11 protein-coding genes are annotated in these 14541 nt (G+C 74.9%); 7 read left to right on the top strand and 4 right to left on the bottom strand.

Annotation, left to right across the window (positions count from 1 at the left end; all coding sequences use genetic code 11):
* Nucleotides 1-112: 112 nt before the first annotated feature.
* The 3 genes from RIN80_RS03590 to RIN80_RS03580 are packed head-to-tail and all read right to left on the bottom strand — an operon-like array spanning nucleotide 113 to nucleotide 7174.
* Nucleotides 113-1087, bottom strand: a complete 975-nt coding sequence (locus RIN80_RS03590) for an ABC transporter ATP-binding protein (protein ID WP_309093989.1) — start codon at nucleotides 1085-1087, stop codon at nucleotides 113-115.
* Nucleotides 1084-3825: an ABC transporter permease gene (locus tag RIN80_RS03585; protein WP_309093988.1), complete on the bottom strand. Its 2742-nt coding sequence runs from the start codon at nucleotides 3823-3825 to the stop codon at nucleotides 1084-1086. The genes RIN80_RS03590 and RIN80_RS03585 overlap by 4 nt, the downstream gene beginning before the upstream one ends.
* Nucleotides 3818-7174 (bottom strand): FtsX-like permease family protein, encoded by a 3357-nt coding sequence (locus RIN80_RS03580; RefSeq protein WP_309093987.1) that lies wholly within the window; start codon nucleotides 7172-7174, stop codon nucleotides 3818-3820. The genes RIN80_RS03585 and RIN80_RS03580 overlap by 8 nt, the downstream gene beginning before the upstream one ends.
* Nucleotides 7175-7312: 138 nt before the next feature.
* Here RIN80_RS03580 and RIN80_RS03575 point away from each other — a divergent pair, with 138 nt between their 5' ends.
* From RIN80_RS03575 to RIN80_RS03565, 3 genes are all read left to right on the top strand, one after another.
* Nucleotides 7313-8044 carry an ABC transporter ATP-binding protein gene (locus RIN80_RS03575; protein ID WP_309093986.1) on the top strand — a complete coding sequence of 244 codons (732 nt, stop codon included), beginning with the start codon at nucleotides 7313-7315 and terminating at the stop codon, nucleotides 8042-8044.
* Nucleotides 8045-8056: 12 nt separating this feature from the next.
* Entirely contained in the window at nucleotides 8057-8791 is a 735-nt protein-coding gene (locus RIN80_RS03570) for a VWA domain-containing protein (RefSeq protein WP_309093985.1), read from the top strand.
* Nucleotides 8792-8892: 101 nt separating this feature from the next.
* Nucleotides 8893-10548, top strand: coding sequence for a cytochrome bc complex cytochrome b subunit (locus tag RIN80_RS03565; protein WP_309093984.1), 1656 nt, complete (start codon nucleotides 8893-8895; stop codon nucleotides 10546-10548).
* A 75-nt stretch (nucleotides 10549-10623) separates the two neighbouring features.
* Here RIN80_RS03565 and RIN80_RS03560 read toward each other — a convergent pair whose 3' ends face one another.
* On the bottom strand, nucleotides 10624-11508 hold the full coding sequence (locus RIN80_RS03560; RefSeq protein ID WP_309093983.1) for a hypothetical protein: 885 nt from the start codon (nucleotides 11506-11508) through the stop codon (nucleotides 10624-10626).
* A gap of 122 nt (nucleotides 11509-11630) precedes the next feature.
* On the opposite strand from RIN80_RS03560, the gene RIN80_RS03555 reads away from it, so the two are divergent.
* The 4 genes from RIN80_RS03555 to pepN all read left to right on the top strand — a co-directional run.
* Entirely contained in the window at nucleotides 11631-12080 is a 450-nt protein-coding gene (locus RIN80_RS03555; RefSeq protein ID WP_309093982.1) for a GNAT family N-acetyltransferase, read from the top strand.
* A gap of 45 nt (nucleotides 12081-12125) precedes the next feature.
* Nucleotides 12126-12506, top strand: coding sequence for a chorismate mutase (locus RIN80_RS03550; RefSeq protein WP_309093981.1), 381 nt, complete (start codon nucleotides 12126-12128; stop codon nucleotides 12504-12506).
* 159 nt (nucleotides 12507-12665) lie between these two features.
* Nucleotides 12666-13211, top strand: a complete 546-nt coding sequence (locus tag RIN80_RS03545) for a response regulator (RefSeq protein WP_309093980.1) — start codon at nucleotides 12666-12668, stop codon at nucleotides 13209-13211.
* Between the two features lie 58 nt (nucleotides 13212-13269).
* Nucleotides 13270-14541: aminopeptidase N (gene pepN, locus RIN80_RS03540; protein WP_309093979.1), on the top strand; the 1272-nt coding region annotated here is incomplete at its 3' end.

Here is a 14541-nt window from a genome sequence, read left to right as displayed (position 1 = left end):
TACAAAGGCGTACGGAACACCGACGGCGCCTGCCCCACTGTCCCCGACCGGACGACCGGGCAGGCGCCGTCGCACGTCCCCAGCCGTTTTCCGTGCTCAGTCGTTCCCGCTCTCAGCCGTCCCCGTCCCCGGTCCCGTTCCCGTCGGGCCACACCTGGACGTGGTCCTCCTCCAGCTCCAGCAGCACCCGGTCCCGCATGCCCAGGGCCGCCGTGTACTCGGCGGGGAGCTGCAGGCGGCCCGCGCGGTCGAGCATCGCGTACTCGCGCGCCACCAGCGACTCCCGGCCCGTCGCGTCGACCTCCGTGCGGCGCAGGACCTCCGTGGAGGTGCGGCCGTCACGGATCGCGACCGTGCGGCGGACCTCGCCGGCGACCCCCTGGTCGTGCGTGACGACGACGATCGTCGTGCCCAGCTCCTCATTGGCCCGGCGGAACGCCGCGAAGACCTGCTGCCCGGTCGCCGAGTCCAGCTCTCCGGTCGGCTCGTCCGCGAGCAGCACGGCCGGGTCGTTGGCCAGGGCGACGGCGATCGCCACGCGCTGCTGCTGGCCGCCGGACATCTGCCGCGGGCGCCGGTCGGCGCAGTCGGCGACGCCCAGCAGGGACAGCAGCTCACCGGCCCGCGCGGCCCGCTTCCGCCGCGCCCGGCCCGCCAGCTCCATCGGCAGGGCGACGTTCTGCGCCGCCGTCAGATACGGCAGCAGGTTGCGGGCCGTCTGCTGCCAGACGAAGCCGACCACCTCCCGCCGGTAGCGCAGCCGCGCCTTGGCGTCCATCGTCAGCAGATCGCGGCCCGCGACCCTCGCGGAGCCCGCGGTCGGGACGTCCAGGCCCGCGAGGATGTTCATCAGGGTCGACTTGCCGCTGCCGGACGCCCCCACCAGGGCCATCAACTCGCCCTCGCGCACCAGCAGATCGAGCCCTTGCAGCGCCTGCACCTCCACGGCGTCCCCGCCGCCGCGCCTGGCGAAGATCCGCACCAGCCGGTCGCAGGCGATCAGGGCGTCGTGCCCGTACGCGGGCCGGTCACGGTGGCGCGTCGCCCGCCGCTCCAGCTCCGCGAGCGACTCCGTCGTAGGGCTCATCGCATGTCTCCCGCTCTGAGGTGAGTGATCGGTGTCCGGCGCCCCGCCCACCAGGCCTGCGCGACGGCCACCGCCCCCGCCAGCAGCACCGTGACAGCGGCCGGCAGGACCAGCGACCAGGGGTCGGCCCGCAGCACGGCACCACCCGGCACCGTGGCCCCGGGCGTTCCGGACAGGGCCAGCCGGCCCAGGTCGACGCCGGGGGCGAGCAGCCGTACCGCGGCCCAGCCGGCGGCCACGCCCCCGCCGGCCGCCAGCAGGGCCTGCGGCAGCGCCTCCAGGCCGAGCAGCCGCCGCCCTTGGCCCGTCGTCAGGCCCAGGGTGCGCAGCAGGGCCAGCAGCGCGGCCCGCTCCGGCGCGGTCCGCAGCAGGCCGAGGACCAGGGCGAGGACGGCGTAGCCCGCGCCCGCGACGACGGCCCAGACGTAGACGCGCTCGGCACCCGTCTGCAGCGGGGAGTCGGCCAGCGCCGCGCGCTCCTCGGCACGCACGGTCACCGAGAGGCCGGCCCCGGCGCCGCGCACGGCAGCCCGCAGCGCCTTCGCGTCGAGCCCGGCACCGGCCGCCAGCAGGGTCGTGGGACCGGCGAAGCGCTCGACTCCCGCCGCGTCGACGAGCAGGAACTCTCCCTCCGGGGCCGCCGGGGTGCGAGGGTTCACCGCGGTGATCCGCACGGTGACCACCCCACTGTCGGTCGCGAGCCGGCGCGGTCCCCGCCCGAACCGCTCGGCGACCCCGGGCGAGGCGACGGCGCCCAGCACCCCGTCCGCCGATCCCAACCGGTCCGCCGGGAAGCCCCCGAGCCCCGTCTGCCGGGCGACCCGGGCGTAGGTGTCCGGCTCCACGCCGATCACCGGAAGCGAACGCGTCCGGTCGGACGCGCCGTCCGCCGCGTACGCGAAACCCACCGCCGTGACCTGCCGTACGCCCGGCACCCCCCGGACCGCCCGGGCCAGCCCCGCAGGGAGCGGCGAGCCGTCGGCCGTGTCCAGCCGCGCGTCCGCGCCGGTGGCCAGCAGCGCGGCCCGCTCCCGCGCGTCCGCCACGCCCGTCAGCACCGACCCGCCGAAGGCGGCCGTCGTCAGCGCGATCAGCAGGGCGAGCAGCGGCAGGACGGCGACCGCCGCCGGGGAGCGGCCCGAGCGGGCCAGCGACAGGAACCCGACCACCCCGCGCAGCCGCCCGGCCGGGCCGGCGGCCCACCGCGGCGGCAGCGGGTACAGCCGTACCAGGACCAGCGCGGCCACCACCCCGACGAGCACCGGCGCGGCGCTCACCAGCAGATCGCCCGGCCCTTCCGTACCGCGGCGGCGCAGCGCCGCCACCGAGCCGACGGCCAGCACCAGCACGGTCAGTTCGGCGACCGCGCGGCGCCCGCCCGGCCTGGCGTGGGCGAGGTCGTCGCGTTCCCGGTGCGCCCGCGGCCTGCGCTGCGCCACGACCGCGCGCACCGGCAGCGCGGCACCGGCGAGCAGGGCCACGGCGCCCGCCCCGAGCAGGGCGGGCAGCAGCCGGGCCCCGTCCACCACGAGCAGCGCGAGCAGCAGGCCGCAGACCGCCGCGGGCACCACCGGCACCGCGGTCTCGGCCAGCAGCCGCCCGGCGATGCCGCGCAGCGAGGCGCCCCGGGCGCGCAGCAGGGCGAGCTCGGCGTCCCGGCGGGCGGCGGCCAGGCCCCCGCTCATCAGCAGTACGACGACGGCGACCGCGGCGATCCCGAAGACCGCCACGCCGACCACGGGCGTGATCGCCTCCCGGGTCCGCGTGTGGGCGCCGATCACCTGCTCCAGACCGGTGAACAACTGCGCGGTCGGGCCGGCCGCCCCGCGCATCCGCACCAGAGCGGGCCCGTCCTCCAGGGACGCGACCGCCGCGACCAGCGCCGGGGCGTCCGAACCGGTGAGCCGCCCGGTGGCCGGCGCGAACCGCCAGTACCGCTCCGGCTCGCCCTGCCCGCCGAGCAGCGCGGGCGCCGCCCCGGGCGCGAGCAGAACACCCGCCTCCCAGTAGAACTGCGGCGGACGGCCCGAGCTGACGGCCAGGGTCGGGCTGCGCAGGACCGGCTCCGCCGACCAGTAACTGCGCTGCGGCTGCCGGGGTTCGAGGACGCCGGTGATCCGCACGGTCAGCGGCCGGTCCGGGTACTCGGCCAGGGTGAGCGTGGAGCCGACCCGCAACCGCAGCGCGCGGGCGGTCTCGCGGGTCACGGCACCCTCCACCGCCCTGGTGTCCACCCCCACCCGGCCGGCCGCGGGCAGCCGGCCCTCCCGGACGGTGGCGTGACCGGCCGCCCCCGACTGCGCGAGCAGGGTGAAGCGGGGCGGCAGCCCGTCCGGCCGGGGCAGCCAACGGTCCAGCGCCTGCAGGCTCTTCGCGGTCCGCACCCCGTACGCCGACTGCGCCGGGTCCGCCCGCAGCGGCTCGGGCAGCAGGGCCCGCGCCTGGGCTTCGACCGCCGCGAGCGCCTCCGGGCGGACCGCGTCCGCACGGGCCCCGTCCGTCCGTTCGAGCCCGGGCTGGGGCGTCTTGAGCTCCAGCACGGTCGACTCGGGCGAGGCCCCGGCGACGGCCGCGCGCAGCCCGTCCGTCTCGTACACCTCGACGGCCCGGGGCAGTACGGCCGCGAGGAACGCCGTGACCAGCACCAGCACCCCGAGCGCGACGGCGGACCAGGGCGCGGTCCGCAGCCGGGTCCGCACCCAGGGCGCCCCCTGCGCGTGCGACGGCATCTCAGTCATCCCCCTGGTGGCGGAGCACGACCGCCGGTTCGGCCCGGCGCAGCGCCGACGCGGCGGTGATCAGCAGCAGCGGCGCGGCCACCCCCGCGAGGAGCAGGGCCAGCCGGGCCGGCGGCAGTTCGACGAGCACCGGCGGCACCGGTCGCGCGGCGCCGGAGGTCAGCACGATCAGCGGCACGACGGCCCGGGCCAGCACCGCGCCGAGGCCGAGCCCGGCGAGCAGCCCGGCGCCGACGAGCAGGCTCTGCTCCGTGGCGACGAGCCGGGCCAGGTCACGGCGTGGTGCGCCCAGCGCGCGCAGTACCGCGAACTCCGCGGACCGCTCGCGCCGCGCCCCGGCGGCACTCACCGCGAAGCCCCCGGCGGCGAGGAGCACGGCGGCCACCGCCACCGCCGTCAGCGCCGAGCGCGGCCCGGCGCCCAGCGGATCGCGCAGCAGTTCGGCCGCCGTCTCGTCCCGCACCAGCACCTGCCGGGCCGTGAGGTCGGGACGTGCCCGCAGCCCGGCGGCGACCTCGGCGGCCCTGCCGGGAGCGGTGCTCACCCACCACTCGGTGGGGACGAGCGGCGCGCTGGCCCGGTGCGCCAGCACGGCGTCGACGGCCCGCAGATCGAGCAGCAGCGCCCCGCCGTCCGTGTCGTCCCCGCCGAGGCCGGTGCCCGTGGTCGGCAGCGCCTCGACCGACCGGACGATCCGCACGCGCAGCCGCTCCCCGGCCAGCGGCACATCGACGGTGTCGCCGGGCGCGGCCCCCGCCGCCCGCAGGAAGTCCTCGGTGGCGACGGCGGACAGGCGCGGCGGCGCCGCCTCCCCGGCGGTCGAGAGACGGACGGTGTACACCGGCGGATCGCCGGTGGCGTCGTCGGCGTCCGCGGCGGACCCGGTGCCGTACGACACCGTCAGGGGCGCGGTCCCCGGCCCCGCTGCCCCCGGCCCGGCGGGCCGCACCGCCGACCGGGCGAGGACCTCGCCGTTCTGCGTGACGGACCGCTCGCCGCGCCAGCGGGTCCCGGCGGCCACCGGGACGGTCCGCTCGGGGCCGCCGGGGCCGCTGGCCAGCAGCCGTTCGACGGTGAGCCGGTGGGTCTCGGGGCGGCCGGGGGGCGCGGTGTCGTCGAGTTGCATCCCGGTGAGCCGCAACGGTCCGGCCGGGGCGGCACGGCGGCCCGCCGCCGTCCCGTCCAGGTCCAGCGTGAGCCGGTGCACCCGGCCGTCCACCGGAACGGTCCCGGCGCCCAGCCGGTACCCGATGCCGTACCGGTCCTCGACGACCGCCGTGAGCGCGGGCGCCCGCCGCGAGGGGGAGCGTCCGGTCCGGGCCCGCGTGTCGCCGATCCGCACGTCGAGGGCGAGCCGCCGGGTGCCGTCGGGGAGCCGCACGGCCCGGTCCTGCTCCGGCGCGGGCGGCGCCAGGTGGCGCAGCAGCCGCTCCGGGGGCTCGTCGGCGAGGTCGCCGCGCATCAGCATCCCGTCCCTCGCGTGCGCGGTGTCGAGGACGAGGACCGTCGCCTCCCGGTCGCCGGACAGGGACAGGGCGGCGCGGTGCGCGGGAGCCGCTGCCCGGGCCCCGGGCAGCGCGGCGTAGAGGCCGGTCTGGCCTGGGCTGCCCGGCCGGTGGTCGAGGACGCGTACGTCGGCGCCCGTGCGGAAGTCGGCCTGGTCGTCCTGCGAGCGGTCCCAGGAGGCGCCGTGCCCGATCGCCAGCATGCCGGTCGCCACGGCGACGACCAGCAGCAGCACCGGACCCGCCCCGCGCAGCGGCCGCCGGCTGAACTGCCAGCCCGCCAGCGCCGCCGGCAGCCCGCGCCCCCGGGCGGACCGCCGCTCCGCCAGCCGGGCCGCGAGCGGCAGCAGACGCAGCGTCAGCACCGTGCCCGCCAGCAGCGCCAGCGCGGGCGCCGCGACGAGCAGCGGATCGATGTCCAGTTCGCCGGCGCGGTCCCGGCTGAGTGCCCCACCGCCGCTCGCGTCGGTCTGCCGCTCCAGCTGCCAGTACGCCACCCCGGCGATCAGCAGCAGCCCCACGTCGGCTCCCGCCCGCACGGGTGCGGCCGTCGTCGCGGCACGGACCCGCCGCAGCCGCACCGCCGTTCCGGCCGTCGCCGCCAGCGCGGGCGCCACGACCGCCGCCGCGCACGCCAGGGCCACCGCGCCCGCGACCAGCCACACCCCGCCCGACGGGGCGGTGCCCAGCCGCAGCCCGATCCCGTCGAGCGCGGACCACCGGGCCAGCAGCCGGGCCAGCGGGCCGGACAGCAGCGCGGCACAGACCGCGGCGGGCACCGCCAGCAGCAGCGCCTCCAGCGCGGCCAGCCCCGCGATCCGGCCGCGCGAGGCGCCCCTGGCCCGCAGCAGCCCGGTCTCGCCCGCCCGTTCGCCGCCCAGCAGCCGCGCCACCAGCAGCAGCGCGTACCCGGCGAGCAGCACCAGCTGCACGGAGACGATCAGCAGCGTGGAGCGGGACACCAGCAGCGCCCGCTCGGTCCGGTCGAGCACCTCGGGCAGTTCGGTGCGCACGTCCGCCCGGCCCCCGAGCGCCGGCTCCCGGCGCAGCGCCGCGGCCCCGCGGACGGTCGCCGCGCGGAGCGCGCCGATGCCGTCGGTGGTGAGTCTCCGGTAGTCGGCCGTCGCCACCCAGCCGGTGCCGTCAGCGGAGGTGCGGCCGGAGGCGAGCGCCGACGCGTCCGCGAGCAGCGGCCCGAAGGTCGTGAAGGCGACGGTGCGCACGCCCTGGCCGCCGAGCGTGTCCACCTGCCAGTACGGATCCGAGCCGTCGGCCGGCCGGTACACGCCGGTCACCCGGATCCGCAGCGGCGCGCCGTCCAGCCGGTCGGTGAGCGTGAGCCGCGCGCCGGCCCGCAGCCCCAGCCGCTCGGCGGCCGACTCGGGCAGGGCGACCGGGACGGCGGCGCCGCGGGAGGCGGGCACCGGGCCCGGGAAAGCCCCCGACACCAACCTGATCCGTGACCGGTCCAGGGCGGCGAGGAGCGTCAGGTCGGGATCCCCGGCACGCGCGTCGGCGTCCTGGAGGGAACGGGGCAGCGCGTACGGACCCGTCCGCTCCAGCCGCCGCACGGTCACCGGCAGCCCGCCGAACGCCTCCCGCGCCCCGCGCACCACGGCCCGCTGCGCCGCCTCGCGCCGCGGGCCAGGGACGTCCGCCTCCACGACGAGGGAGGCGGAGACCGCGGACCGGCCGCCCAGGGTGCCGCGCAGCGCCGCGTCCCCGACGGAGTCGGAGAAGGCCGTGAGGGCGGCGAGGACCGAGGTGGTCAGCACCACGGCGAGCAGGGCGGCCGAGAGAAGCAGCCGATGCGCCCGCAGACGCAGCAGCAGCAAGCCCGTCACGCTTCCCCCACCCCATGGCCGAGCCGTCGTCACCCCAACTCGGCATGCATATCACGGACGTGGCAGCCGAGCACATGCGTTCGAAGCCGGGTTGTTCAGCTCTTGACCGTCCGGACCGGTTCCGTATGGGATGCGGTGATGACCGAGAACACCAGCCCGGGGTCCGCCGCCGCCCTCGCCGGCGACACCTCCGGCGAGCCGATGCTGCGGGTGGAGGACCTGCACCACTCCTACGGCACCGGGGCCGCGGCCGTGCACGCGCTGCGCGGCGCCTCCTTCGCCGTCCGGCGCGGTGAACTGGTCGCCCTCAAGGGCCGCTCCGGCTCCGGCAAGTCGACACTGCTGCACGTGATCGGGGGCCTCGACGCCCCGCAGCGCGGTCGCGTCGTCCTGGACGGCACCGACCTGTCGGCGCTGAGCGAGAGCGAACTGCTGCTCCTGCGCCGCGACCGGATCGGTTTCGTCTTCCAGTCCTTCGGGCTCATCCCGATCCTCACCGCCGCGGAGAACGTGGGCGTACCGCTGCGGCTGCGCCGGGCCGAGCCGCGCGAGCGTGAGGAACGGGTGGCGCTGCTGCTGGCGCTGGTGGGTCTCACCGGCCACGAGGCACAGCGGCCCGCCGAACTCTCCGGCGGTCAGCAGCAGCGGGTCGCCATCGCCCGGGCCCTCGCCAACCGTCCGGCGCTGCTGCTCGCCGACGAGCCGACCGGGCAGCTCGACGCCGCCACCGGCCTGGCGGTGATGGAACTGCTGCGGGCGGTGGTCCGCAGCGAGGGCGTCACGGCCCTCGTCGCCACCCACGACCCCCAACTCCTCGGACTGGCCGACCGGGTGCTGGAGCTGAGCGACGGAGTGGTCGCCGAGGAGTGAGAGAGTGAGGCCATGACCGCGATCAGTCTGACCAAGGTGCAGGAGACCGCTCCCGCGCTGGTGGACCTGTACAAGAGCGCCGGGGTCTCCCTCACGAAACACGGACTGGACGGACTGCGCGCCGCGGTCTACCTCGTGGTCGACTACTCCGGCTCGATGAAGCCCTACTACAAGGACGGCAGCGTGCAGGCGCTGGCCGACCGGGTGCTCGGGCTGTCGGCGCACCTCGACGACGACGGCACCGTGCCCGTGGTGTTCTTCTCCACCGACGTCGACGCCGAGACGGAGATCGCCCTGGCCGGTCACCAGGGGCGCATCGAGCGGATCGTGGCCGGGCTCGGGCACATGGGCAAGACCAGCTACCACCTGGCCATGGACGCCGTGATCGACCACTACCTCGACAGCGGGACGGCAGAGCCCGCCCTGGTCGTCTTCCAGACCGACGGCGGGCCGATCAACAAGCTCGCCGCGGAACGGTATCTGTGCAAGGCGGCGCGGCTCCCGCTGTTCTGGCAGTTCATCGGCTTCGGCGACCCGCGCAGCAAGCAGTTCGACTTCCTGCGCAAGCTCGACGAGCTGGCCGTGCCCGGCAAGCGGGTCGTGGACAACGCCGGGTTCTTCCACGCGGGCGAGGACCCCGGCCGGGTGCCGGACGGCGAGCTGTACGACCGGCTGGTGGGGGAGTTCCCGAAGTGGCTGGTGGCCGCCAGGGCCGCGGGCATCGTGCGGGAGCCCGGCAGGCGCTGAGCGGCGCGCTCGCCCCCTTGGCGTAGCAACCCCCTCGCCCCGTTGGCGCCGCCGGGCAGCCGTGCCACGCTGGGAGGGATCCGACGGGGAGGCGACGACGCATGGGCGACGACGGCGCACGACGGGTGTACGGGGCGGCCCCTGCCCGCAGGGAAGCCCCCGCGGGCAAGGGAGAGAAGCTCGCCGACTGGGCGGACGGCCGGCTGGGGCTCTACGCGCTGGCCAAGGCCAACATGCGCAAGGTGTTCCCGGACCACTGGTCCTTCATGCTCGGCGAGGTCACCCTCTACAGCTTCGTCGTGCTGATCCTCACCGGCGTCTACCTCACCCTGTTCTTCGAGCCGAGCATGCAGGAGGTCGTCTACAACGGCTCCTACACAGAGCTCAACGGCGTCCTGATGTCCAGGGCGTTCGAATCCACCCTGGACATCAGCTTCGACGTGCGCGGCGGGCTGCTGATCCGGCAGATCCACCACTGGGCGGCGCTGGTCTTCATCACCGGCATGCTGGTCCACATGATGCGGGTGTTCTTCACGGGCGCCTTCCGCAAGCCGCGCGAGCTCAACTGGGTCTTCGGCTGGACCCTGCTGATGCTCGGCATCATCACCGGCCTGACCGGCTACTCCCTCCCCGACGACCTGCTGTCCGGCACCGGCCTGCGCTTCGCGCACGGGGCGATCCTGTCCATCCCGATCGTCGGCACGTACGTGGCGTTCTTCCTCTTCGGCGGCGAGTTCCCGGGCGACGACATCATCTCGCGCCTCTTCCCGGTCCATGTGCTGCTGCTGCCGGGGATCATGCTGGGCCTGGTGGCCGCCCATCTGATCCTGGTCTTCTACCACAAGCACACCCAGTTCCCGGGGCCCGGACGCCAGGAGCGGTCGGTCGTCGGGATGCCCTTCCTGCCCGTCTACCTGGCCAAGGCGGGCGGTTTCTTCTTCCTCGTCTTCGGTGTGCTGACGGTGATGGGCGCCATCGCCCAGATCAACCCCGTGTGGGCCTTCGGCCCCTACCGGCCCGACCTGGTCACCACCGGCGCCCAGCCCGACTGGTACCTCGGCTTCTCCGAGGGACTGATCCGGGTGATGCCGGGATGGGAGATCAACCTCTGGGGCCACACGCTCGTCCTCGGCGTGTTCATCCCCTTCTCGCTGTTCCCGCTGATCCTGCTCGCCCTCGGGGTCTACCCCTTCGTCGAGGCGTGGATCACCGGCGACAAGCGCGAGCACCACATCCTGGACCGGCCGCGCAACGTGCCCGTCCGCACCGGCCTGGGCGTGGCCTGGCTGACCCTGTACGCGGTGCTGCTGATCGGCGGCGGCAACGACATCGTCGCCACCCATCTGCACCTGTCCATCAACGCCATCACCTGGTTCGTGCGGATCGGCGTCTTCGTGCTGCCGGTCGTCGCCTTCCTCGTCACCAAGAAGATCTGCATGGGCCTGCAGCGCCGCGACCGCGCCAAGGTCCTGCACGGCAGGGAGACCGGCACCGTCAAACGGCTGCCCACCGGCGAGTACATCGAGGTGCACGAACCGCTCGCGCAGGCGGACCTGTTCACCCTCACCCAGCACGAGCAGCACCCGCCGTACACGGTCGGGCCCGAGGTCGACGCCGGGGGAGTGCGGCGCAGGGTCAAGCGGTCCCAGCGGGTGCGGGCCCGGCTCGCCCACGCCATGTTCGGGCCGGACGCGCGGATCGAGAAGCCGACGGTGGAGGAGTACCGGGAGATCACCAGCGGCGATCACGGGCACTGAACGCGGGCCTGAGCCCGCCCCCGCCCGTGGGTGATCGTTCCGGGCCGCCGGACGCGCCCAGGGCCCAGCGGGGGCCTACGTGTCGCACTCCAGCACGCTCCCGCACAGCGCGCACCGTGCCCGGACCCGTCCCTTCACCGGCACCCTGATCCGCTGGTGACAGGTGGGACAGGGGAACGACACCCGCAGCCGTCCGCCCGCGTCGGGCGAGAACGCGTACCGCACCCCCGGCTGCGGCCCCTCCAACGCGTGCCGCCGGTCCCGGGCGTACCGTCGCCGCCCCGCCCAACCCGCCGCGGTCAGCGGCGGCTGCTGCTCGTCCCGCCGGGCCAGCTCCCTGCCCCGCTCGTACGCCCGGTACGCCTGCGCACTGGTGAACCACACCGACGGGTCCTCGCCGAACACCAGCGCCCGCTTCGCCAGCACGTACCCGAACTCCTCCGGCGTCAGGTACCCCAGCTTCTGCGACGACGCCCCGTCCTCCCGGTAGGCGTCCAGCAGCAGCCACCCCGCGCCCAGGTACGTCGTCGCCGTGTCCGTGAGGATCTCGTTGTCCCGCACGCCGGGGAAGGACAGGTCCAGGCGGTGCAGGTACACATGCGTCACCTCATGCGCCAGGGCCGCCCCGATGTCCCGCCGATGCGTACGGAACCGGTCGTTCAGCTCCACGAAGTACTCCGGCCCCGCCGCCAGCTCGACGTTCGCCGCCTGCCGCATCTGCCGGAAGCTCACGATCAGCCGCGCGTCCGGCAGCCGGTAGTGCCGCACCAGCTCGTGCGCGACCCGCTGCGCCCCCAGATACAGGTCGTCGGTGTCGCAGAACGCCACGTCGGCGGGGAGCACGCTGGCCGCGAAGGTCTGGATCGTGTCGTACGACAGGCGCCTGTACAGCGCCGTGATGGCGGCCCGCACCGTCTCCAGATGCGGGTAGCCGTGCTCGACCGGCCCGTCGTTCGCCACGCCTCACCCCCAAGACGCCGGAACCCGGTTCCACTGTACGAGGGCCGGGCGCGCCACGGAGGGGCGCGGCCGCGACGAAAACCGGTCGTCCTCACCCCCGGGGCCCCGGCACAATCCGGGCCATGACCAGCGACCAGCGCTCCGTCGCCGCCGCGCTCAGCGTGGGCGGCCGGGACGACGACCTCGAAAAGCGGCTCGACGAGGAGCTCACCGCCTTCAACACCGCCGCCGCGGGGGCCACCACCGAGCCCCTCTCCGTCCGCGTCACCGACGAGACCGGCGAACTGGCCGGCGGGCTCACCGCCTGGACCTGGGGCAGCCTGTGCTCCGTCGACATGCTCTGGGTGCGCGACGACCTGCGGCACGCCGGCTGGGGCAGCCGGCTGATGCGCGCGGCGGAGACCGAGGCGGCCCGGCGCGGCTGCACCGACATGATCGTCTCCACCTACACCTTCCAGGCCCCCGGCTTCTACCCCCGCCTCGGCTACCGGGAACGGGGCCGGATCGAGGGCGTACCCGGCGGCCACGAGGACGTCTGCTTCCACAAGCGGCTCACTCCGGCCGAAGGGTGAGACGACCCGCTGCGGTCCCGCCCGGCCCCCGTAGGCTGACGCCCCATGACCACCAGCAACACCCGTCCCGACGACGTCGACCCGGCCGTCCGCGAGGAGCTCGGCCGGCTGCGCGACAGCATCGACAACATCGACGCGGCCGTCGTGCACATGCTCGCCGAGCGCTTCAAGTGCACCCAGCAGGTCGGCCACCTCAAGGCCGAACACCAGCTGCCGCCCGCCGACCCGGCGCGCGAGGCCCGCCAGATCGCCCGGCTGCGCGCCCTCGCCGAGAACGCCAAACTGGACCCGGCCTTCGCCGAGAAGTTCCTCAACTTCATCGTCGCCGAGGTCATTCGCCACCACGAGCGCATCGCGGACGAGACGCTCAACGTCACGGCCGCCAACGTCACCACCGCCAACGGCACGGCCGCCACCGGAGACTGACCCGGACACCGCACCGCGACCGCCGGTAACCGGCCACGGGGGAGTGACAGGGCGGCCCGCACGGGGCATGCTGCGCTGTGCACAGCATGTCAGCTGACGAGCACGGCCCGTCAGCGTCCCGCACTACTCTGGTCCTCCACGAGGAAGGGGCGTCGGGCCATGCCGTCGGATACCAGGGTCCTCATCGTCGACGACCACGAGGACACGCTGTACGCGCTGGAGAGCGCCCTGGCCCCGCTGGGCTACCAGCTCGGCCGGGCCACCAGCGGCGACGAGGCACTCAAGCAGGTCCTGCGCGGCCAGGTCGGCCTGCTGCTGCTCGACGTGCGCATGCCCGGCGTGAGCGGCCTGGAGGTCGTGCGCTACATGCGGCGCGTCGAACAGACCCAGCACATCCCGGTCATCCTGCTCACCGGCTTCGGCGTCGACCAGGAACTGACCACCGCCGCCTTCGGCCTCGGCGTCGCCGACCTGGTCCTGAAACCCGTGGACCCCTGGGCCCTGCGCACCAAGGTCCGCTACCTCTACGACACCCACCAGCGCCACCTCGCCCTGCAGCGCGAGGTACACCGGTTGCGCACCCTCGTCCGGGAGCACACCGACGCCACCCCCCGCCCACCGCGCCTGCCGCACCCCGACGCGCGCGTGCCGTCCCAGCGGCCCGTGGGGGCGCACGCCGGGGAGCTGGAAAAGGACCGCACGTAGACCGGACATTGCGCACGTACCGATCCGCCCCTGTGCCTTGCCGGTGCCATCAGGCAGCATGTCACGCATGTCCGTACTGACGCGCGACGAAGCGCAGACCCGAGCAGAGCTCCTCGACGTCCACCGCTACACCATCGAACTGGACCTGACCGGCGGGGACGAGACCTTCGACTCCCACACCCGGATCGCGTTCAGTGCCCGCGCGGACGGTGACACCTTCGTCGAGATCAAGCCCGCCGAGCTGCGCTCCGTCACCCTCGACGGACACCCCCTGGACCCGGAAGCCCTGGACGGCAACCGGCTGCCGCTGAAGAACCTCACCGCCGGCGAGCACGAACTGCGCATGCACGCGGCCATGCGCTACTCCCGCACCGGCGAGGGCATGCACCGCTTCACCGACCCCACCGACGACGCGACCTACGTCTACACGCAGCTGTTCCTGGACGACGTCCAGCGGGTCTTCGCCGCCTTCGACCAGCCCGACCTCAAGGCCGTCTTCGAGCTGTCGGTGCGGGCCCCGCAGGAGTGGACCGTCCTCGCCAACGGCATCACCGAGCACACCGGCGACGGCCACTGGCGGGCCGCCCCCACCCCGCCGATCTCCACCTACCTCGTCGCGGTCGCCGCCGGCCCCTGGCACTCGGTGCGCACCGAGCACCGCGGCCTGCCCTTCGGCCTGCACTGCCGGCGCTCCCTCGCCCCCTACCTGGACGCCGACGCCGACGAACTCCTCGACATCACGCGCGCGTGCTACGACCGCTACCACGAGAAGTTCGACGAGCCCTACCCCTTCGACTCCTACGACCAGGCCTTCGTCCCCGAGTTCAACGCGGGCGCCATGGAGAACCCCGGACTGGTCACCTTCCGCGACGAGTTCGTCTACCGCTCCGCCGTCACCGACACCGAGCGCCAGACCCGCGCGATGGTCGTCGCCCACGAGATGGCCCACATGTGGTTCGGCGACCTCGTCACCCTCAAGTGGTGGGACGACATCTGGCTGAACGAGTCGTTCGCCGAATACATGGGCTACCAGACCCTCACCGAGGCCACCCGCTTCACCGACACCTGGACCGACTTCGGCGTCACCCGCAAGTCCTGGGGCTACGACGCCGACCAGCGCCCCTCCACCCACCCCGTCGCCCCCGAGGCCGTCGACGACACCGCCTCCGCGCTGCTCAACTTCGACGGCATCTCCTACGCCAAGGGCGCCGGCGCCCTGCGGCAGCTCGTCGCCTGGCTCGGCGAGAAGGACTTCCTCGCCGGCATCAACACCCACTTCGCCCGGCACCGGTTCGCCAACGCCACCCTCGCCGACTTCATCGACTCCCTC

Source organism: Streptomyces sp. (assembly GCF_031181705.1).
Classification (GTDB): Bacteria; Actinomycetota; Actinomycetes; order Streptomycetales; family Streptomycetaceae; genus Streptomyces.
This window is presented reverse-complemented; position numbering and strand designations above follow the sequence as displayed.